We start from the raw sequence: 21,231 nt of genomic DNA on the forward strand, positions 1-21,231 counted from the left end.
TGTTACAGAGTTGTTTTATTGATCCTGGCGCGGATCCAGTACATCACGGATGCTGTCTCCAAGCATGTTGAAAACAACAACACAGATCACGATAGCGATACCAGGGTAGATCATAAGCCATGGCGCTTTTGCCATGTAGGTCCTTCCTTCATTCAGCATCAGTCCCCATTCCGGTGTCGGCGCGGTTGCACCAAATCCCAGGAATGAAAGGGAAGCCAGTTCCAGCATCATGGTTCCGATATCTGCCGCTGCAGTTACCACCATCTGGGTTACCATGTTGGGAAGAACGTGTACAAGAAGAATTTTCCAGGTCTTTGTTCCGTTTACCACAGCTGCCTCTATGTAAAGACTCTTCTTGACTTTCAAAACCATACTTCTTGCAAGGCGGGCATATTTTGTCCAGCTTACAGCCGCAATGGAGATAACGGCATTGACCAGATTCGGTCCGAGCATACCGGCAATGGCAATGGCCAGAACAAGGCCGGGGAATGAGATCATCATATCCGCGATACGCATGATCACTGCATCCACAACACCACCGAAATATCCGGCGATAACTCCTAAAAATGTACCGATCACAAAGATCACCGCAACCAGACATAAGGTCATGATCAGAGAGGTTCTTGTTCCGAAGATAACACGGGAAAGAAGATCTCGTCCAAGCTTATCCGTTCCGAACGGATGAGCGGAGCTTGGCTCCTGCAGTGATTCGGTCATAACTGCATCCAACGGATCATATGGAGAAAGCTGCGGTGCAAAGATCGCAACACCGATCACCACGAGACCCAGAATAAAGAAAAGAGTGAACTGTTTATTTTCTTTGAATGTTCGTAATACCTTTTTCAATTATCTATCCTCCTTAAGTCTTGGATCGAGATAAGTATAGGACAGATCCACAAGCAGGTTGATGCACATGTACAGGATCGCGATCCAGAGTACATAGCCCTGTACAAGAGGATAGTCACGACAGGAAATTGCCTTTACTGCCATATTTCCCATTCCAGGCCAGTTGTAAATGATCTCTACAACTGCAGTACCTCCCAGAAGACTTCCAAGGGAAAGCCCCAGCAGTGTTACCAGCGGAAGCATTACATTAGGAAGAACGTGTTTCCAGAGAATGACGCTTTCCTTGATCCCACGCATTCTTGCACCTGTGACATAATCCTGGTGAAGTTCCTCCAGTACTGCACTTCTTACCTGTCTGGTATACTTTGCAGACATGGCAAGTGCAAGTGTCAGCGCCGGAAGGATCATGGATTTAAAATCTGTACTGCCTCCGGCAACATTGATCCAGCGAAGCTGAACACCAAAGATGCTGAGAAGGATCAGGCCCAGCCAGAAGCTTGGAACAGATACTCCCACAAAGGTAATTCCTCTTACAAAATAATCCGGGAATTTGTTCTGATATACAGCGGCCAGTATTCCAAGCGGTATGGAAATAATGACCATCATCAGAAGTGCCAGCAACGACATCCTCAGCGTCGGCCAGAAACAGGATACCAGTTTATCCGTTACCGGCATTTTGAAAGAATAGGACTGTCCCATATCTCCTGTTACAACACCTTTCAGCCAGGAACCATACTGCACAAGAAATGGCTGGTCAAGGCCGAGATCATGTCTTGTCTGTTCCAGAAGTTCCGGTGTTGGAAGATTACCACACTCTGTCAACATGATCTCCGCAGGATCACCAGGTGACAGGTAGGTCAGTCCAAATGTGAAAAAGCTGATTCCAAATAATACAATGATAATCTGGAGAAATCTTTTTCCTACTTGTTTCTTTGTCACGTTTTACTCCTTTCCTCATTTGATGTGATTTTTAGCATAGCCGTTTCAACTTATATAAGATAATAATAACTATAATGGGATTCTTTATATGCAGAAAATGCATGGAATTTTAGAAATACGCACGAAAAAAGCCCGTGACGAAATACGGGCACACACAAAAAAACTTGCTTCCTATCTTCCGTAAGAATCATCTTAAAACAATTACAAGCAGGTCTCCTGACTCAGGCTCCTCACCCTCAGACACCTTCCCGGCCCTATTTCTCACGCACCCGGCCAGTGGTATTTTATCTGAGGATTCCCCATTACAGTGACGGGATCGTACCGGATTTACACCGGTTTCCCTATTAATCCTCTCGGAACTTGCAACGACTGATGTAAAAATCAGCAAATGCTGTTAAATTACGGATTTATTATATGATAAATCTATTGCTGTTGTCCATAGAAAAATGTTGTATTTTTAGAATATTTATCAATTTTGTCAAAGCTGTTTGAATTGTACATATACCCCGTTAGGTATTTAACAACTGAGTTTATCCGATTTGTCAAAAAAATACGGATTTTACGCGTTTGTTTTTACAAATAGAACAACAAACGGTAAAATCCGGTTTTCTTATCGTTTCTATAGGAATTGAATAAAACAATTTTTGGTGGAAAAGCTCTGCGAATATCAGGTCAGCGTCTCTGTGATCGCTGCATAGGCGATCATCGGTCCGTCCTCAATAATATTCAGGCTGGCTGTCTGATAAAGTACAACTCCATTTTCTGTTGCAATGGATGTATAAAGCAGGTTTCCGTAGTAATCTCTCAGTTCACCCAGGTCTTCTCCTTTAAAGAAGTACTCTCCAGGCTTTTTGGATGGATACCAGCATCCGGTATATGGTGCATATTCATATACCACATTTTCCAGAAGCATCTGACGGTAATGTTTCAGTCCGTGACATTTCTTCCCCTGAAGATGAAACACAAGATGACGGACGTCTCTTTTGTCCTGTTCCACTTCCTCCCAGGTCCAGTAACTGTGTCCGCCCCTCTCGATGAGAATGCTTGGAATTCCAAGAGAAGAAGCATAATTATAGGCACCACCTGTAGCAGTTGTAGAGCGGACCACATATTTGACACCGATATGTCTTGCCATATGTAAGGACTTCTCTGCCGTCTCTTCATCTACAACCCCTACATAATAAACATATGGATGAAGCTGCTCATATCCGTCTCCGCTGTGCAGATCAATATAATAATCCGTTATGGAAAAAAGTTTCGTCACCATGGTATAGGCAATGCGGTCTGCAGCTGTCCCCTCAGGATCTCCCGGGAAAACACGGTTCAGATTCTTACCATCTTCATAGACCATACTCATGGTACGATGTTCAAATCCACTGACATTGACCAGCGGAATGATGATCACATTTCCCTTCAGTTCCTCCGGCTGAAATTCTTTCGCAAGTTCCATCGCCGCCTGTATTCCTACATACTCGGCGCTGTGTACTCCTGCTGTGATCAGGATCGTCGGTCCGTCTTCCACCCCGCAGATCACAGTCGCCGGCATCGCCATGCCGCATCCTGTGATCTCAATCTTACCTTGTGCTTTTTCTCCTTTTTCGATCACCCAGTCATCAATTTTGATCATTGGCTGTTTCCCTTTCCCTTTTTCTTATATTTCCGCACTTTGTTCCGATAAGTATACCATGCCTAACCAAAATTGTATATGTCTTTTTTTTAATTCTATCTTTTTGCCAGTTCTCTGGTGATCTCTTCCCAGCTGACACCTTTTTCCACCATCAGTACCATCATGTGATAGAGAAAATCTGAGATCTCATACTTGATCTCTTCTTTATCCGGATTTTTGGCGGCAATGACGATCTCTGTACATTCTTCACCGACTTTTTTCAGGATCTTGTCAATTCCCTTATCAAAAAGATAATTGGTATAGGAACCTTCCTTCGGATTCGCTTTCCGGTCTGTGATCACATCGTACACATTCTGGAATACGTGGAGTGGATTGGTATCATCGTACTCTTTCTTCATCAGTGGTTTGAAGAAACAGGTACGGTTTCCTGTATGGCAGGCAGCCCCCACCTGATCCACCTTGGCAAGGATCGTATCATTGTCACAGTCAATGGTAAGGGATTTTACATACTGTACATGTCCGGATGTCAGGCCTTTTGTCCAGAGTTCATTCCGGCTGCGGCTCCAGTATGTCATTTTTCCCAGTTTCAGTGTAGTATCAAAAGCCAGTTCATTCATATAGGCCAGCATCAGCACTTCATCTGTCCGGTAATCCTGGACAATAACTGGAACCATTCCATCACTGTTTAATTTAAAATCGGACCATGCAATATTGCTTTTATAGGTATTCACCGGAATTCCGGCTTTTTCGCAGGTCTCTTTTAATGTATGCAGATCATTTTCAAGGCTGCTCACATAAGCACCGCAAAGTCCGGACACGGCGGTTTCCCCTAAAAGCTCCAGAACTTTTTCCTGACTGCTTTCGTCCGTGTGGAGAACAATGGAAATCTGCGAAATCTGTGCGATTTCATTTTCCACTGTATCCAGAGCCAGAACACTGTCTGCATAAGTTTCGATCAGCTCCTGATTTTCTGTAAATTCCTTCAGATCAGAAATACTGATCATCATACGTTCTTTTCCAAAACGTCTGGATACTTCCTCAAGAAGCTCAATATTACTTTTCTTTGAAAAATTTAATACAACCTTGGCACAGCCTGCATAGATCAGTTTTTTTACGTCTTCCATACGTTTGATGTTTCCTGCTGCGATCACCGGGATCTCGGATGCCTGGCAGATATCCCGGATCTTTCCGATCGCACGGTCATGCTCAGCATCTGCGGAAGAAAAGTCAAACACCAGAAGCTCATCTGCTCCATTGTCGCCGTAAAATTTTGCAAGTGTCTCTACATTTCCATCTCCGAAAAGATTTCTCTGTCCAAATCCTGTTACTGCCTTTTCTGCCTGAAGATAAAGGCATGGGATCAACTGTTTGTTCATAAGTAGTCTCCTTTATGTATCAGAGGCTTCCCTTGGTAGAAAGCACGTCTGTGATCCGGGAATCGTACTGTGTTGCCGCATCAAGGGCTTTGGCAAAGCTCTTAAACATAGCCTCTGCCACATGATGGCTGTTTCCTCCGGAAAGAACTTTGATGTGAAGATTCATTGCTGCGGAATAAGACACTGCATAAAAGAATTCCTTCACCATCTCTGTTGCCATATCTCCCATTTTCTCCGTAGAAAACTCCGCATCCCATCCAAGATACGGTCTTCCGGAAAGATCCACCGCACAAAGCACCAGAACTTCATCCATGGGAAGGATACAGCTGCCATAACGCTTGATTCCTTTTTTGTCGCCAACTGCCTCACGGATCGCATTTCCAAGGACAATACCTGTATCTTCAATAGTATGATGATCATCCACATTCAGGTCACCGTGTACTCTCAAAGTAAGATCATACAGTCCATGACGCGTAAAGCCGTCCAGCATATGATCAAAAAAGCCAATACCTGTATCAATATCGGAACTTCCTGTTCCGTCAATATTCAGCTGCAGACGGATCTGTGTTTCTTTTGTGTTTCTTTCGATCAGTGCTTCTCTTGCCATTATTCGTTCTCCTTATCCTCTTCCTCAAAACGGACCGCAATGGAGTTTGCGTGTGCAGTCAGCTGTTCCGATGTGGCAAACTGGATAATGTCCTTGTGGATCTTCCGGAGTGCTTCTCTGGAATAATACACAATGCTGGATTTCTTAATAAAATCATCTACAGAAAGTGCGGAGAAAAATTTCGCGGTTCCATTGGTAGGAAGTACATGGTTCGGTCCTGCAAAATAATCTCCAAGAGGCTCAGAGCTGTGCTCTCCGATAAAGATCGCACCTGCATTTCGTACTTTCATCATATCTTCAAACGGATTCTTTGTGACGATCTCCATATGCTCGGAGGCAATTTCATTGGCTGCCTCAATGGCCTCGTCCATATCTTCTGCGATCAGGATATATCCAAAATTCTCCAGAGATTTCTCGATAATGGCTTTTCTGGAAAGTTTTTCAACAAAACCTTTTACCTCTGCGTCAACCTTATCTGCAAATTCTTCATTTGTTGTGATCAGGATCGCGGACGCCATCTCATCATGCTCTGCCTGAGAAAGAAGATCTGCCGCGATATAACGTGGATTTGCAGTCTCATCTGCAAGAACAAGGATCTCGCTTGGTCCGGCAATGGAGTCAATGCTGACATAACCATAAACTGCTTTTTTTGCAAGGGCAACAAAAATATTTCCAGGTCCTACGATCTTGTCCACTTTCGGGATACTCTCAGTTCCGTATGCAAGAGCTCCGATAGCCTGGGCACCGCCCACTTTATAAATTTCATCTGCACCGGCCTCATTGGCAGCAACCAGTGTGCTTGGATTCACCTTTCCGTCTTTTCCCGGAGGGGTTGTCATTACAATACGGTCCACACCTGCTACTTTGGCAGGAACGATATTCATCAGTACAGAAGATGGATATACAGCTTTTCCGCCTGGAACATAAACACCTACACGGTTCAGTGCAGTTACTTTCTGGCCAAGCATAGTACCGTCTGTCGTACTTGTGAACCAGCTGTTCTGAAGCTGCTTTTCATGATAGCTGCGGATATTTACCAGCGCTTTTTTGATCACATCAATCAGAGACGGATCTACCAGCTTATAAGCTTCCTCGATCTCCTCCGGTGTAACACGGATCGTCTCCTTTGTCACTTCAACTTTATCAAATTCTCTGGTAAAAGCAAACAGCGCTTCATCTCCCTCTGCCTTTACTTTTGCGAGGATATCTGCTACTGCATCCTCATATTTGCCATAATTATTAGGACTTCTTTTTAAGAGAGTTTCCAGAATATCTTTTGTAGATTCCTTGGTGAGTTTTACCTTACGCATAATAACTTCTGCCTTCTTTCTGTATTTATTCACAATCCGTTCCACTACATGCTCATAAGCAAATAAACAGCTTCACAGCTTATTTGACAACGTTTCGAAGTTCTGTGATCAGTTTACGGATCCTTTCATCTTCCATTTTCATGCTGACCTGGTTGACTACCATACGGGCAGACAGCGGGCAGACTTCCTCCAACACCTTCAGACCATTCTCGCGAAGGGTACTTCCTGTTTCCACGATATCCACGATGACTTCGGAAAGACCTACGATCGGTGCAAGCTCAATGGAACCATTCAGTTTGATGATCTCCACAGTCTGGTGTTTTTTATTATAGAAGTAATCCTTTGCTATGTTCGGGTATTTGGTAGCAACACGGATCAGCTGGTTGTTATTTAAAACTTCTCTGGCGCTTTCCGGGCCACATACGCACATGCGGCATGCTCCGAATCCCAGATCCATAACTTCGTAAAGTTTTCTTCCCTCTTCCAGAATGGTATCCTTACCTACGATACCAATATCTGCGGCACCGTACTCTACATAAGTCGGCACATCCGGGCCTTTCGCAAGGAAAAACCTGAGTTTCAGTTCCTCATTGGTAAAGATCAGTTTACGGGAATCCTTGTCACGCATCTCCTCACATGTAATACCGATCTTTTCAAACATATCCAGTGTTTTGTTGGCCAGACGCCCTTTTGTGAGGGCAAATGTAAGATATCTCATTATTCCTGCTCCTCCTTTTTCGGGCATAATGCCACTTTTTTACCTTCTCCTCGAAGTGTAATTGCTTCCTGGATCGCTTTTTTCAGCTCTCCCGGAGCATAGGTGATCACAACGGTCTTATCACCGGATGGAACGGTCAGCTTCTGTCTGGAAAGAGCAAGCATCAGGTTATCAACCACAATGGCAAATCCGATGGAAGAAGCCGGTTTTCCGAAATGTTTCATCAGCTCGTTATAACGTCCACCTTTGATCAGTGGTTCGCCGGTTCCATATGTATAAGCCTGGAAAATGATTCCTGTATAATAACGGAATTTACTGAGCATTCCAAAATCAAAAGCAATGTATTTCTCACAGCCATATACTTTCAGGATCTCGTAGATCTCTTCCAGACGTTTTACTGCGAAAAGTGCCTCCGGATTGGAGGTAAGTTTTTTTGCTTTTTCCAGAACTTCCACGGAACCGAACATCTGCGGCAGTTCCGCAAAAGCTTCGGAAAGGCTCTCGCTTAAATTCTGTCCCTTCAGAAGTTCTTCCACACCAAAATAATTCTTCTGGGAGATCAGTTCACGAAGATGTTCTTCCATCTCCGGTTCCAGATCTGCTTCTGCAAGCAGGGATTTATAATAATCTACCTGACCCACACTAACCTGGAATTCTGTAAGTCCTGCTGCTTTCAGGCACTCTACTGTCATGGCAAGGACCTCCGCATCTGCTGCTGCGGAATCATCTCCCATATGCTCCACACCCATCTGGGTATTTTCTTTCATCTGTCCTCTGTAACTGGAATTGTTGATAAATGTATTTCCTGTATAACAAAGTCTTACCGGTCCCTTTTCCGGATCAAAATATGTAGCACACGCTCTGGAAACCGATGGTGTGAAGTCAGGCCTTAGAACAAGGGTATTTCCCTCTCTGTCAAAAAATTTATAAAGATCTTTGGATGGGATTGTTCCCACTTCATTACTGAACACTTCAAAGTATTCAAATCCCGGTGTTTCTATATCTTCATATCCATATCTTGAAAACACCTGGTGGAGCTCCCTCTGGAGCCGTTTTTTGCGGCTGCATTCCTCTCCATAAATGTCCCGCACACCTTCAGGTGTATGAAAAATACGCTGCATGTTCATTTCCTCCGTAACACTTTTTGAATTTTCTGCGTTTCGCTTTAGTTCGCTACCATGCTACCACAGAAAAACTTAAATTTGATTATATAGGAAACTTTTCCAAAAGTCAATCCCGTAATTGCAGATCTTTCTGGATCCCCTCCAGATAAGGAACCAGAAATCCGCTTTTTGCCGGAAGATAAAATTCCTCGTCCAATTCTTCCCGGCGGAAACTTTTTCGTCCGCCCGCTTCCATCCGTTTCCAGAATTCTTTCAGTTTGCGTAAAGTAAGATAATAAAAAACATTATCTGCGCTGAAATAGATCAGAAAAAAAGAAATCCCCTTCTGCTTCTCAAACTCCTCCATAAAAGCTACCTGATGAGGATGAATGTTTGCAAGGGGAAAGGTCTTTACACAGCATTCTTTGGCATCGAAGCAGACAGGAATTCCCTGCACTGCTCCGATATAATCTACAGTACTTTTCTGTTCAAAATATGCCAGTGTGATATGTCTTGTATTCTTGTCCATTTTTACCGGCGTGATGGGAGTTGGAATTTTCTGGATCAGAGCCAGTCCTTTTTCGCGGTACTGCTCATTGGTACGATTGACAAGTTCCTCCAAAGTGGAGCCTCGAAGCCCTCTGCTGTTCCACGTTGCCATAAAATAAAACCCTTCTTTAATTTAAAAGCTTGATGGACGGGAAATAACGGATCTCCGCTTTTCCAACAATCTGATCGAAACGCACAAAAGTATTGGTCCAGTATCTGGAATCCTTTGAATTGTTTCGGTTATCGCCCATCATAAAGTAACAATTCTCCGGTACTTCATAAGGGCCGAAACTTCCAAGCGGTGTCTCCGGTACATAGGAATCTTCCAGTGGCGTTTCCGAATCATTGATATAAACTTTACCATCTATAATCTCAACTTTGTCTCCCGGAAGTCCGATAATACGTTTGATAAACAGCTGGGATTCGTCATCCGGATACTTAAAGATCACAATATCAAAACGCTCCGGATCTTTCCATTTCTTGGATATTTCATTTCCAAATACATTCATATTAAAACCATACGCCAGGCGAAAACCAAAGATCCGGTCACCGGTCATGATGGTATTTTCCATGGATTCCGACGGAATCTTTGCATTGATCAGTACCACATTGTTGATAACAAGGACCACCACTACCACAATGATGATCATTTTTACATAATCCCACACTTCATTCCAGATTTTCATAATAAATTTCCTCCAACTGCTCCTCTTTTAATGTTCTGAGAAAGATTTCCGGTATCGGCGCTGTGAAGATCTTTCCGGAAAGATAAGAAAGTGTTCCTGTAAGAACCGGAAACTCCATGCAGAAAGAATGCAGAAGCTGTCCTTTCAGATTGCTTTCATTTTTTCCGTACTTTGGATCACCCACGATCGAATGCCCTTCTGATGCAAGATGTGCACGGATCTGATGTGCACGTCCTGTGATCAGTTCTACCTTAAGAAGAGTCCGTTTTCCATTGTTACCAAGCGGAAAATATCGGGTCTCCACAGGAAGGGTATTCTCTTTCTCCTGTTTGTATATTGTTACTTTATTATTTTTTTTATCTTTGGAAAGATATCCTTTGATATATTTTTCCTGTTCCAGTACACCCTCCACAAGACACAGATAATACTTATGGAGATTTCTGGATTTAAACATTTCCGAGAGTTCCTGAAGACCGGCAAGACTTTTTCCGGCTGCGATCAGCCCGGTAGTGTTGCGATCCAGACGGTTACACACAGATGGCCGAAAAGTTCTTAAATCCTCCTCTGTAAGGCTTCCAGTTTCCAGAAGATACCCGGTCAGATATTCCACCAGTGACGGAGTGCCATCATCTCCGGGCTGGGAAAGCATCCCTGACGGTTTGTTGATCAGAAGGATATTCTCATCTTCATAAATAATGTCCAGTTTATGATATGCCCTGGGAGCTTTATCGGTACCGCTGAATTTCTCGAAAGTTTCATCACTTAAAAATAACTTCACATGATCACCAGAAAGCAGTTTCTCATTTCCGTTTGCTTTTTTTCCGTTAAGTGTAATATTTTTTTTACGCATCATTTTGTAAAAAAAACTTTTTGGCGCTTCTTTAAGAAGCTTGGCCAGATATTTGTCAAAGCGTTGTCCGGCCTCATTTTCATTAATGATAAATTCTTTCATTATAACAGTGCTCCTACAGACAGATTGCCAGGATTGTATGTTTGATCAGCTCTTCCCTGGAAAGATCCGGATACCGTTCATCTGGTGTAAACTTGATTCCATTCCGTAAAGATTCTTTATGTTCATTCATAGAATCCAGACGTTCCAGATAGGGCTTCAGATCTTTCAGGATCTTTACATCTACTTTATAACCGTTTTTGCGGACAATCTTCTGAGACTGTTCTGCAAGATACGATATATCCACCTTTGGATCACTGGTATATCCCACAACCGTATTTCCACATACAGCCACAGCATCAAGATAACCGCTCTTTTCATAAAAAGTCATATACATTTCATATGCCATCACAAGATCACCGGCATGTTTCCGGATTTCTTCATACAGTTTCCTGTCCATAGGATGCCGCATCAGGATCATGATCAGGCTTACCATGGATTTACAGCCAGGAAGACATCCTACAACCGTCAGAACTGTCCAGACAGTCATCCTTGTACCATTGACCGCCCATGCTACGAAAAAAACGAGAAGCGGAAGCGAAAATAATCCAGCTGTGATCAGAAGTCTTCGCTTCTTTTCGCTACTGAAATAGCCAAAATCACCTTTTTTTGTTTTTCTTTTTCTGGTATTTTTCATGTGCCGAACTCCTTGTCTGTGTTTTTAGATTTCTTCGATCTGTACTTCTGCTTTCAGGATTTTTTCCTTTAGAATTTTTTCTCCGAAGTTCTCTTGGATGGATCAGGCACTTTGGTCCAAAACCTACCAGATCCATACGTCCGGTCATTTTAAGTCCCTCAAGGATCAGTTCCCGGTTCTCCGGATTTTTGTACTGCATCAGAGCACGCTGAATTGCCTTTTCATGAGGATTTTTCGGAACATAAACTTTCTCTCCGGTCAGAGGATGTATTCCCGTATAATACATACAGGTAGAAAGAGTTGAAGGTGTCGGGTAAAAATCCTGCACCTGTTCCGGTGTAAATCCAAGATCACGAACATATTCCGCAAGTTTTACAGCTTCCTTCATGGTACATCCCGGATGAGATGACATAAAATAAGGAACTGCATACTGCTGCTTGCCTGTGCGGGCATTGGCCGTTTCATATTCTTTCAGAAAACTTTCGTAAACTGCATGTTTCGGTTTTCCCATATATTTCAGCACTTCATCAGAAACATGTTCCGGTGCCACACGCAGCTGGCCGCTGACATGATATTTTACAAGCTCATTCAGAAAAGTTTTATCCGGATCTGCCACCATGTAATCAAAACGAATACCGGAACGGATAAATACTTTTTTGACTTTTGGTAAATTCCGAACTTTTCGTAAAAGCTGCAGATAATCTTTATGATCCACCGTCAGATTTTTACACGGAGAAGGAAACAGGCACTGGCGTTCCCTGCAGACTCCTTTTGTCAGCTGTTTCTTACAGGAGGGATGTCGAAAATCCGCAGTAGGACCTCCCACATCATGAATATAGCCTTTAAAATCTGGGTCCTCTGTCATTTTTTCTGCTTCTCTCAGAATGGATTCATGGCTTCTTGTCTGAAGAATGCGGCCCTGATGGAAAGTCAGCGCACAGAAATTACAGCTGCCAAAACAGCCTCTGTTGCTGGTCAGACTGAACTTGATCTCTTTCAGTGCCGGAATCCCTCCGTCTTTTTTATACATGGGATGATACTGGCCTGTGTAAGGCAGGTCATAAACATCATCCATTTCCATCTGTGTCAGAGGCTTCGCCGGAGGATTCTGGATCACATAGCCGCGGTTTCCATAAGATTCCACCAGCGGCCTTGCAGTGAATGGATCCGTGTTGCGATATTGGATGGCAAAACTGTCCGCATAAGCTTTTTTGTCTGACTGAACCTGTTCAAAAGCCGGAAGGATCACGGGTTCGTAGACTCTGTTAATATCATGGCTTTTAAAAACAGTGCCTGCCACATAAGTAATCTCCTGTACCGGAATTCCGCTTTGCAGTGCCTCGGCAATTTCCAGAATCGAGTGTTCTCCCATTCCATAAGAAATAAGATCTGCTCCGGAATCAATAAGAATACTGTGCTTGACTTTGTTTTCCCAATAATCATAATGTGCCATTCTGCGAAGGCTGGCTTCAATTCCGCCCAGAATGATAGGCGTATGTTTATAGCTCTGACGAATCAGATTGCTGTATACCACACTTGCCCGATCTGGTCTTAATCCCATTTTTCCCCCGGGAGAATAGGCATCTGTACTTCTGTGTTTCTTGGAAACAGTATAATGATTCACCATGGAATCCATGTTTCCTGCTGTAACGAGAAAACCCAGGCGCGGTTCCCCGAACACCTGGATACTCTCTTTCTTTCGCCAGTCCGGCTGTGGGATCATCCCTACACGGTAGCCTCTGCTTTCCAGAAGACGTCCGATGATAGCTGATCCAAAAGACGGATGATCTACATAGGCATCGCCTGTCACATAGACAAAATCAACCGTATCCCAGCCTTTTGACTTCATATCTTCCCTTGTAACCGGTAAAAAATCCTGCATTTATAATTCCTCATATGTATTATGTGCTTACTGCTTCTGGTCTATCTATTACATGCTATGATGTACAGCCTGGGCACGGTATCCCTCGGCAATAATATCCAACTGTCTGTGGAATCGCTCCAGCTGACGTAAATCTTTGGTTTTGAATACTCTTAAAAATTCATCCTGGATCTTGCTGACTTCCCGTTCGCTGGAAACACGGTAAAGATTCTCAATATTATTCAAAATATCTTTCACAAGATTGGATTGCATCTGTGAAGAATTCTGTGCATCCATGATCTCATTCCGGACAGAAGACATTTCATGATCCAGGGAAATGATGGCATCTGATGCTTTGCTGAGACGTTCTGCGACATGCGGCGGCATGTCGCCTTTATATTTATATTGAAGAGAATGCTCAATGGTAGCCCAGAAATTCATTGCCATCGTACGGATCTGAACTTCCACCTGAAGTCTCTTGGGGCCGTTGATCGTCTCTACTATATAGTAAAGGATCATGTGATAACTCCGATAACCGCTCTGTTTAATATGAGTCAGATAGTTCTTCTCACTTTTTACTTCCATATCTGTTCTTCTTCGGATGATTGCAGCGACTGTATCAATATCTTCTTCAAACTGACAGATGATCCGGACACCTGCAAGGTCTTCCACCTCGGTTTCCATCTGTTCAATAGGAATATGTTTGCGCTGCATTTTCTCCAGAATACTGGATACACTTTTTACTCTTCCACTGACTTGTTCAATGGGTGAATATCGATCATTCTCACGGTATTCTTCTATCATATGTTCAAATTTGACTGTCAGTTCCTTGACAGCCAGCTCGTAAGGGCACAGAATACTTCGCCATAACTGTATTTCCATGTTGCTCGCTCCTTATTATCTGCCGTCAGTCTCTTATTTTTTGTTGTGGTGATGGCGGCATACATTTTTTATTATAACATATGTTTTGAAAAAATAGGGATTCTTTATCAATTTTTTATTAAAAAATTATAGAAAAATTTTCTTTTTTGTGTGATGCATCCACAAAGCTATATATATGCAGGAATGAATATTTTATGAATTTTTTGCTCATTTTTTCAGAAATCAGAAAAAGCCCTGAAGAGAAACATGTTTCTGCTTCAGGGCAAAAGATACCGTTGATCCGGTTATGATCAGTCTTTCAGATTTTCAAGAACCTTTACAAGGTAATTCCATACTCTTTCTGTGGAAGCGATACTTAATACTTCTTCCGATGTATGAATATCCTTCATATCCGGTCCAAGAGATACACAGTCAAGGCCTTCCATTTTTTTGTAGAAAAGCCCGCATTCAAGACCTGCATGGATTGCCACAACTTCCGGTTTATGACCATACATTTCTTCAAAAATCTCCACCATCTTATCTCTTAATGGAGAATCTTTCCGGTATTCCCATGCAGGATATGCACCCTGTACTTCATAATCTCCCCCAAGAAACTCTGTAAGATATTCGATTTTATCAGATATTGCGCTGCATGCCGCATCTACGGAACTTCTTACACTTGAACTTGCAAAGAGCTCGTCCTCATCCAACCGAAGAATTCCGATATTACTGGATGATTCCACCAGACCTTTAATAGTCCCACTCATTTTCTGGATTCCAAATGGTACATTCTGAAGATAGAATACAATCTTCTCCTGGCTTGTAGGATGAAGGACCTGAGCTGTCCCTACTCCATTCTCTTTCACTTCAATGGTAATATTCTCATCAGAGCCGGTATATTCCTCCCTGATCTGCTCCTGGAGTTCTTTTGCGTATGCTTTTACTTCTTCTGGTGCATCAGTCAGAAACTCTGTGATGCATTCTCTCGTAATGGCATTATCCTTCTGGCCACCTGCAAGAGAAATCACTGCATAATCTGCCTTTTTCTTAAGGCCATAAAGGAAACGTCCCATCAGCTTGTTGGCGTTAGCTCTGTTTTTATCAATCTCAGCACCGGAATGTCCGCCCATAAGTCCGCAGACCTTAACCTGTATCTTAGTTCCCTCGCCCTCGACGCGCTGAACCGGAATATGACTGATCCCTGAAAGGCCACCTGCGCAACTGATCCAGAGACTTCCCTCTGCCTCAGAATCCAGATTGATAAATCTTCTGCCTTTCAGTACGCTGCAATCCAGTCCTACTGCACCAAGAAGGCCAATCTCTTCATCAACCGTAAATAACACTTCAAGTGGTGGATGCGGAATATCTGTACTCTCAAGAAGAGCAAGGCCATAGGCAACAGCAATACCATCATCTCCGCCAAGAGTTGTTCCATTAGCAGTTACATAACCGTCTTTTACAGAAATATTTAATCCGTCTTTTGTAAAATCATGTTCTACATTCGGACGTTTCTCACATACCATATCCATATGGCCCTGAATGATAACTGTCGGAGAATTTTCATATCCTGATGTACCTGGTTTATAGATGATCACGTTATTCATTTCATCCTGTACGTATTTAAACCCGTGATCTTTCGCAAAATTCACAAGAAAATCACTGATCTGTTTCGTATTTCCGGAACCGTGAGGAATCTTACAGATCTCCTCAAAATAATGAAAGACTCTCTTAGGTTCACAATTCTCTAATGCTGGCATAAATTCTGCCTCCTTCTGCTCCATAAATTCATTTATTTTTATAATAATCATATACTGTAAAAAAAGCAAGGCCGGGATCTTATGAAATCGAAAATATTAACACTTTTCAGTATCTGTCTGCTGTTTTTTCTGCTTCTTCACCCGGACGAAGGGCTCCTGGGTGCCAGGGACGGATTGACGCTGTGGCTGAATGTTATGCTTCCAACCCTGCTTCCCTTCCTGATCTTCACCGGAATTCTTTTAAAATCCGGAAATCTCACAAAACTCCTGAATCCATTTTCCCTTCTGTGGAAAAAATGTTTCGGTCTTTCTCCAGCCGGAGCCTATGTTCTGATTCTGGGTTTTCTGTGCGGTTACCCTATGGGAGCAAAGATTGCCCATGATCTTTACATAAATGATCAGATTTCCAAAAAAGAAGGCGAATATCTTCTTTCTTTTTCCTGCAACGCCAGTCCTGCTTTCGTTGTTTCCTATCTGACCGGCAGCATTTTGCAGAACAGAATCCATCCGATGCAGATAGTCCTGATCCTGTTAACTGCTGATCTTTTCTGCATGCTTTTTTTTCGATTTCTGATATATCATGGAAACACACTGACTCCTGCCAAAGTTAAATCCATAAAAAAAGAGACATACCAGCAGGACTCCACAGGAGTCATCCTGGATGTCTCGATCATGAACGGATTTGAAACCATCACACGGCTCGGGGGCTATATTCTGATATTTTCATTGGTATTTACATGTATCAGACATTACTGGCCATTCTCCGAACAGACCAGTATCCTGTTTACAAGTCCCATCGAGCTGACCACAGGATTACAGCAGATCGCTCACTCCCGGTATTCATGGAGATTTCGCTGTATATCCTCCATAACTCTTACCGCATTCGGTGGGCTCTGCGTTATGTTCCAGACAAAAAGTGTACTGGAAAACCGATTATCACTGTTTCCTTATGTTACATCCAAATGTCTGAATACATCCCTGGTTTTCCTGTTCTTAGTTCTCTCCGATATCGTCTAACAGTTCATCCTCATCACTATCACTGGAAGCACTGTCTTCGTCCTGGAAAGTATTGGAAATTGCAGCTGCCTGTGCAGTCTGTGGCGCAAGTTCCTGTCGGTTATGGTTTACAACTTCAAGACAACTCTGCAGTGCATCGATAAATGCTTTATATTTACCGCCGGCATCCTCAAGTGTCTGGTTCAGAACAGAACCAATATTCGCCATCATATCATCTGTATATGTGATCGCACTGAGACGGATACTGTTGGCATCCTGTGTTGCAGAATCAAGGATCTCCTGAGCCTGCTTGTTGGCAGCATTGATCGTTTCATTTGCCTGTGCATACGCCTTCTGCATGATCTCATGCTGTGTAACCAGCTCCTGTGCTTTCGTCTGCGCATCTGCGATCAGGCTGTCAGCCTTGGACTGTGCATCCTCAAGGATTGCATCCTTATTGCTGATGATCTTCTGATAACGTTTGATCTCATCTGGAGTTTTCAGACGCAGTTCACGTAAAAGTTCCTCAATCTCTTCTTTATTCACTACGATCTTGGTAGTGGAAAGAGGCTGAAATTTACAGCTGTCCACATACTCTTCAATCTCCTGAATGATCTGTTCAATTCTGCTGCTCATAAATACACTCTCCTTATTTCTCTGTTTCTCTTTTTTTCAATTTTTCTTCGACTGCTTCCGTAATCTCACTTGGAGCAAACTTACTCAGATCTCCTCCGAAATTCGCAACCTCTTTCATGATCGTGGAGCTTAAGTATGCATATTCCAGACTGGTTGTGAGAAAAACGGTATCCACATCCGGTGCAAGAACACGGTTGGTCTGCGCCATCTGCAGCTCGTATTCAAAATCCGTGACAGCACGAAGACCGCGAACGATCACCTGGGCATGATTCTCCCTGGCAAAGTTCACAGACAGGCCCTCAAATGCTTTCACCTCCACATTCGGGATATCTTTTGTTGCCTTTGCTAGTATCTTAACACGTTCTTCCACAGAAAACAACGGACTTTTTGCAGAATTGTGCAAAACGCCCACTATAACCCGGTCAAAAGAAATGCTTGCTCGTTTAATAATATCAAGATGACCATAAGTTGCCGGGTCAAAACTTCCTGGGTATACGGCTGTTATCATATGTCTGTCTCGCTTTCATTTTTTTAGGAAAACATGCTTATTTGTTTTATATTCCTTGGAACGTATCAGATGATAGCCCAGTTCCTCCACATAAGAAAAATCCGTGTAAAGATCTTCTTCTATGATAATAAGCGTGTTCTCGTTTGCAAGAGTACTGTCAGCCAGATATTCGAGAACCGGCTGCTCCAGATGCTGTTCATAAGGTGCATCCATAAAGATACAGTCAAAAGGTTCTCCACCTTCCAGTGAACGCAACGCCTGCAGTACATCCATGTTCAGCAGTTTACCACCTTCAGAGAGTTTTGTAAATGAAAGATTTTCACGGATACATGCACATGCCTTGGGATTTTTTTCAACAAATACTGCATAATCAGCGCCTCGGCTCAATGCCTCGATACCAATAGCTCCGCTTCCGGAAAAAAGATCCAGGAACCTGCAACCTGGTATTTCAGGCTGGAGAATGTTAAAAAGAGTTTCCTTAATACGGTCTGTTGTTGGTCTTGTCTCATTTCCGGGAATTGTTTTTAAATTTAATCTACGTGCTTTTCCTGCTATTACTCTCATTTCAGATTTAATCTCCAATCCAGATCACCACGGGCCAGTCCGAGAATCAAAAGCTCCGCAGTGGCAATATTTGTAGCAACCGGAATATTATACTGGTCGCATCGTTTAACAATACTCATGATATCCGGTTCTGCCGGATCCATCATGACAGGATTATAAAACAGGATCACCATATCCAGATCCTGTCTTTCTACCATCTCCATAAACTGCTTGTCTCCGCCAATGCTTCCGGCAAGAAACTTATGGACATGAAGGCTGGTCGCTTCCTCAATTCTTCTTCCCGTTGTTCCGGTTGCATATACTTCGTGTTTGGCAAGGATATTCTTATATGCAATACAGAAGTCTTCAATCAGAACTTTCTTACTGTTATGTGCAATAATTCCTAAATTCATAATTCACCTCTCCATTCTGACCTCGGGTTACATCCCTTTTTCTCCACTGTATAGCGGTAAAACCATATAACTCTGTAATTGATTTTAGCATATCGCCCAAAAAAGTGCAATTTAATTCATACAAATTCATGAAAAATTAATATTTTCTCTTTCGGGATTCCTGTGAATTTATGGTTGCTGCCAGCTGTTTCCGGTTTGATAATCAATTTCTATTCCCGGCTGTACGTTATATACAAAAACGTGAAAGGCTACGTTCTGATCCTTTACAGATTCCGCTTCCATTTCCACACCGCGGGCCACAAGTTCTTTTCCTGCAAAAATCGGAGTAACGCGATACATACAGGGATTCCCGGTACTGTGTACATAATCTGCCACTTCATTCTCAAAAGGCAGCATTCCGGTTACATTAAGATACCGGGTTCCCGTGATCAGATTTTTTTCATTTGCATTCTCCCCGGTAAGCTGATAACCGATCAGATGACAGCGATTATAAAGATATCTGCCATCTACATTATCATATTTTACTGTATGCCAGCCCGTTGGTTTGATCATTCCGATAGCACCTCGTTCCTCTGTCGGCATCAGCTGGGGTGTGATCTTGGATTCCGCATATCCACATCGTCCAAGAGCATCCAGTTCGCTGTAAAATTCATATGCAGGGCCATTTTTCTTTTCTGCTGAAAATTCCGGAATATTTCCATCAAGCTCTACACAAGGACTTCCACTGTATTCCGGTATATTTTCCAGCGAAATATCTGCATTCTGTCCTCCGGCCTGATTTCCTGTCTGCTCCAGTATTTTATAAGCTGTGTGGGAAATCGCTTCGGATATATTTTCTGAAAAATTTTTTGTATTTTCTTCTATATATGTAAAAAATATATTACAAAAAATCTCGCTCTGTTCCCTGGCTTTATCCAGGCTGTCCGGCGGTTTCCAGCCATTACACAGTGCAATGGTAATACAAAGTATCAATCCTGTTATGATCTTTTTTGCTGGCTGTTTTTTTCTTTTTGATTTTCGTCTGTATGTGGGATAGCGCTTCTTTTTCACAAAATCCCCCTTTACTTATCTGCCAGATATTATATGCACCATAGAAAATATTATAACTTCTGTTTTTTATAAAAACAACCATACATTCGATTTTAATTTTTTATATTATTCTGTAAATTTCCTTTAACTGCCAGTGTATTATTTCCGCTATTTCATATACTAGCAATGTAACATCAAACCAAACAACAACCAAGGAGGAAATGAATTATGCCAAGTAACACTTCTTCTAACAAAGCAGTTGTACCAGAAGCAAAAGGCGCACTTGACCGTTTCAAATATGAGGTAGCAAACGAGCTGGGTGTTCCGCTTACAGATGGATACAATGGTAACCTTACTTCCAAACAGAACGGTTCTGTTGGTGGATATATGGTAAAAAAGATGATCGAAGCTCAGGAACGCCAGATGTCCAGCGGTTCTCAGGGCAGCCAGCAGTACTAATCCGATTTAAGTAAATCCATTGCCATGTAAAGCTGAAAAGTTTATGCAGTAAAAAATGCTGTCTGACAAAATCCGTGTTGTCAGACAGCATTTACTGTATTTGAAAATCCTATTCATTTCCTACAAAAACTTTCTGATCTTTTGATATACTACTTCCGCAAATTCTTTATGACCAGATGCATTGAGGTGTTCCTGATCAGCCTCACAGCAATGTACATAAGCCGCTGCCGGAAGAAATTCAATCTGACGTTCTTTTGCTATTTTTTCGTATACAGACTGGAGATTTCTGGATACGGCCACCGACTCTCTGGAAAACTCCTGATCGTAGCCTTCCTGCCATACTTTTTCCCCAAGATAAATCGGTGACATCAGAAGAACCTTCGCTTTTGGAGCATATTCCTGAATCTGATCCAGAAGTCGAAGAATCCCCTTTCCGATCACATCTGCAGATGCTCCGAAAACTGTTTTGCAGTCATTGGTTCCCAGCATAAGAGTGATCACATCTACCTGTGCATGTGTTTCCAGCAAAGTTGGCAGAAGTGCTGTCCCCTTCCGTCCATCACGAAGTGGATCTTCAAAAACAGTCGTCCGTCCACATAACCCTTCTTCAATCACTCTGTATTTTTCTTTGTTTAATTTTTCCTGAAGAAGACTTGTCCAGCGCACACCCCAGGGCAGCCGTTCTCTGCTTTCTCCGTCGTATCCCCAGGTATTGGAATCTCCAAAGCATAAAATCTGTTTCATATATATTTCCTCTTTTCATATCTGATTACTATGTTTATGTGTTGAAGATATCGTATCATACTCTTTTTTCTTCGTCA

General features: G+C 42.6%; 22 protein-coding genes, 1 pseudogene and 1 riboswitch. Of the genes and pseudogenes, 2 read left to right on the forward strand and 21 right to left on the reverse strand.

What is annotated here, in order from left to right; all coding sequences use genetic code 11:
- Window positions 1–15: 15 nt before the first annotated feature.
- From nikC to GPK81_RS09675, 15 genes are all read right to left on the reverse strand, one after another.
- The gene (gene nikC / locus GPK81_RS09610; RefSeq protein WP_118071437.1) at window positions 16–846 is read right to left on the reverse strand and encodes a nickel transporter permease; all 831 of its coding nucleotides are present in this window, start codon (window positions 844–846) and stop codon (window positions 16–18) included.
- Window positions 847–1,785: a nickel ABC transporter permease gene (gene nikB / locus GPK81_RS09615; RefSeq protein ID WP_118062895.1), complete on the reverse strand. Its 939-nt coding sequence runs from the start codon at window positions 1,783–1,785 to the stop codon at window positions 847–849.
- Between the two features lie 189 nt (window positions 1,786–1,974).
- A riboswitch (cobalamin riboswitch) is annotated at window positions 1,975–2,164 on the reverse strand.
- A gap of 288 nt (window positions 2,165–2,452) precedes the next feature.
- Window positions 2,453–3,412, reverse strand: coding sequence for a M14 family metallopeptidase (locus tag GPK81_RS09620; protein WP_118062897.1), 960 nt, complete (start codon window positions 3,410–3,412; stop codon window positions 2,453–2,455).
- 95 nt (window positions 3,413–3,507) lie between these two features.
- Window positions 3,508–4,788, reverse strand: a complete 1,281-nt coding sequence (gene hisIE, locus GPK81_RS09625; protein ID WP_021976579.1) for a bifunctional phosphoribosyl-AMP cyclohydrolase/phosphoribosyl-ATP diphosphatase HisIE — start codon at window positions 4,786–4,788, stop codon at window positions 3,508–3,510.
- A 19-nt stretch (window positions 4,789–4,807) separates the two neighbouring features.
- A complete protein-coding gene (gene hisB / locus GPK81_RS09630) occupies window positions 4,808–5,395 on the reverse strand; it encodes an imidazoleglycerol-phosphate dehydratase HisB (protein ID WP_215706950.1) in 588 nt (195 codons plus the stop codon).
- The gene (gene hisD / locus GPK81_RS09635; RefSeq protein ID WP_021976577.1) at window positions 5,395–6,705 is read right to left on the reverse strand and encodes a histidinol dehydrogenase; all 1,311 of its coding nucleotides are present in this window, start codon (window positions 6,703–6,705) and stop codon (window positions 5,395–5,397) included. Before hisD ends, hisB begins: the two co-directional genes overlap by 1 nt.
- Window positions 6,706–6,784: 79 nt before the next feature.
- On the reverse strand, window positions 6,785–7,423 hold the full coding sequence (gene hisG, locus GPK81_RS09640) for an ATP phosphoribosyltransferase (protein WP_118062901.1): 639 nt from the start codon (window positions 7,421–7,423) through the stop codon (window positions 6,785–6,787).
- Window positions 7,423–8,544 (reverse strand): ATP phosphoribosyltransferase regulatory subunit, encoded by a 1,122-nt coding sequence (gene hisZ / locus GPK81_RS09645; protein WP_215706951.1) that lies wholly within the window; start codon window positions 8,542–8,544, stop codon window positions 7,423–7,425. Before hisZ ends, hisG begins: the two co-directional genes overlap by 1 nt.
- A 109-nt stretch (window positions 8,545–8,653) precedes the next feature.
- Window positions 8,654–9,187 (reverse strand): Holliday junction resolvase RecU, encoded by a 534-nt coding sequence (locus GPK81_RS09650; RefSeq protein ID WP_215706952.1) that lies wholly within the window; start codon window positions 9,185–9,187, stop codon window positions 8,654–8,656.
- A 16-nt stretch (window positions 9,188–9,203) separates the two neighbouring features.
- Window positions 9,204–9,761, reverse strand: coding sequence for a signal peptidase I (gene lepB / locus GPK81_RS09655; protein ID WP_021976573.1), 558 nt, complete (start codon window positions 9,759–9,761; stop codon window positions 9,204–9,206).
- Window positions 9,745–10,713 carry an RluA family pseudouridine synthase gene (locus GPK81_RS09660; protein ID WP_215706953.1) on the reverse strand — a complete coding sequence of 323 codons (969 nt, stop codon included), beginning with the start codon at window positions 10,711–10,713 and terminating at the stop codon, window positions 9,745–9,747. Before GPK81_RS09660 ends, lepB begins: the two co-directional genes overlap by 17 nt.
- Window positions 10,714–10,726: 13 nt before the next feature.
- Window positions 10,727–11,347 carry a hypothetical protein gene (locus GPK81_RS18020; RefSeq protein ID WP_021976571.1) on the reverse strand — a complete coding sequence of 207 codons (621 nt, stop codon included), beginning with the start codon at window positions 11,345–11,347 and terminating at the stop codon, window positions 10,727–10,729.
- Entirely contained in the window at window positions 11,310–13,229 is a 1,920-nt protein-coding gene (locus GPK81_RS09665; RefSeq protein ID WP_252196636.1) for a YgiQ family radical SAM protein, read from the reverse strand. The genes GPK81_RS18020 and GPK81_RS09665 overlap by 38 nt, the downstream gene beginning before the upstream one ends.
- A gap of 48 nt (window positions 13,230–13,277) precedes the next feature.
- Window positions 13,278–14,090 (reverse strand): GTP pyrophosphokinase, encoded by an 813-nt coding sequence (locus GPK81_RS09670; protein WP_021976569.1) that lies wholly within the window; start codon window positions 14,088–14,090, stop codon window positions 13,278–13,280.
- A 290-nt stretch (window positions 14,091–14,380) separates the two neighbouring features.
- Window positions 14,381–15,826 (reverse strand): aminoacyl-histidine dipeptidase, encoded by a 1,446-nt coding sequence (locus GPK81_RS09675; RefSeq protein ID WP_021976568.1) that lies wholly within the window; start codon window positions 15,824–15,826, stop codon window positions 14,381–14,383.
- A gap of 81 nt (window positions 15,827–15,907) precedes the next feature.
- Here GPK81_RS09675 and GPK81_RS09680 point away from each other — a divergent pair, with 81 nt between their 5' ends.
- Entirely contained in the window at window positions 15,908–16,843 is a 936-nt protein-coding gene (locus GPK81_RS09680) for a hypothetical protein (protein WP_021976567.1), read from the forward strand.
- Here the strand turns inward: GPK81_RS09680 and GPK81_RS09685 are convergent.
- The 5 genes and pseudogenes from GPK81_RS09685 to GPK81_RS18555 all read right to left on the reverse strand — a co-directional run.
- Entirely contained in the window at window positions 16,820–17,458 is a 639-nt protein-coding gene (locus GPK81_RS09685; protein WP_021976566.1) for a hypothetical protein, read from the reverse strand. The genes GPK81_RS09680 and GPK81_RS09685 overlap by 24 nt on opposite strands.
- 13 nt (window positions 17,459–17,471) lie before the next feature.
- Window positions 17,472–17,966, reverse strand: a complete 495-nt coding sequence (coaD, locus tag GPK81_RS09690) for a pantetheine-phosphate adenylyltransferase (RefSeq protein ID WP_021976565.1) — start codon at window positions 17,964–17,966, stop codon at window positions 17,472–17,474.
- Between the two features lie 15 nt (window positions 17,967–17,981).
- A complete protein-coding gene (gene rsmD / locus GPK81_RS09695) occupies window positions 17,982–18,530 on the reverse strand; it encodes a 16S rRNA (guanine(966)-N(2))-methyltransferase RsmD (RefSeq protein WP_021976564.1) in 549 nt (182 codons plus the stop codon).
- Window positions 18,527–18,922 carry a methylglyoxal synthase gene (locus GPK81_RS09700; protein ID WP_021976563.1) on the reverse strand — a complete coding sequence of 132 codons (396 nt, stop codon included), beginning with the start codon at window positions 18,920–18,922 and terminating at the stop codon, window positions 18,527–18,529. Before GPK81_RS09700 ends, rsmD begins: the two co-directional genes overlap by 4 nt.
- A gap of 183 nt (window positions 18,923–19,105) precedes the next feature.
- A pseudogene (locus GPK81_RS18555) lies at window positions 19,106–19,741 on the reverse strand (DNA/RNA non-specific endonuclease); the annotation flags it as partial.
- Window positions 19,742–20,179: 438 nt separating this feature from the next.
- Here GPK81_RS18555 and GPK81_RS09710 point away from each other — a divergent pair.
- Window positions 20,180–20,410 carry an alpha/beta-type small acid-soluble spore protein gene (locus GPK81_RS09710; protein ID WP_118062917.1) on the forward strand — a complete coding sequence of 77 codons (231 nt, stop codon included), beginning with the start codon at window positions 20,180–20,182 and terminating at the stop codon, window positions 20,408–20,410.
- A gap of 120 nt (window positions 20,411–20,530) precedes the next feature.
- Here the strand turns inward: GPK81_RS09710 and GPK81_RS09715 are convergent, their stop codons facing one another.
- Entirely contained in the window at window positions 20,531–21,154 is a 624-nt protein-coding gene (locus GPK81_RS09715) for a GDSL-type esterase/lipase family protein (RefSeq protein WP_021976560.1), read from the reverse strand.
- Window positions 21,155–21,231: the final 77 nt, after the last annotated feature.

It is taken from the genome of Blautia sp. MCC283, from assembly GCF_018785565.1.
GTDB lineage: Bacteria > Bacillota > Clostridia > Lachnospirales > Lachnospiraceae > Blautia_A.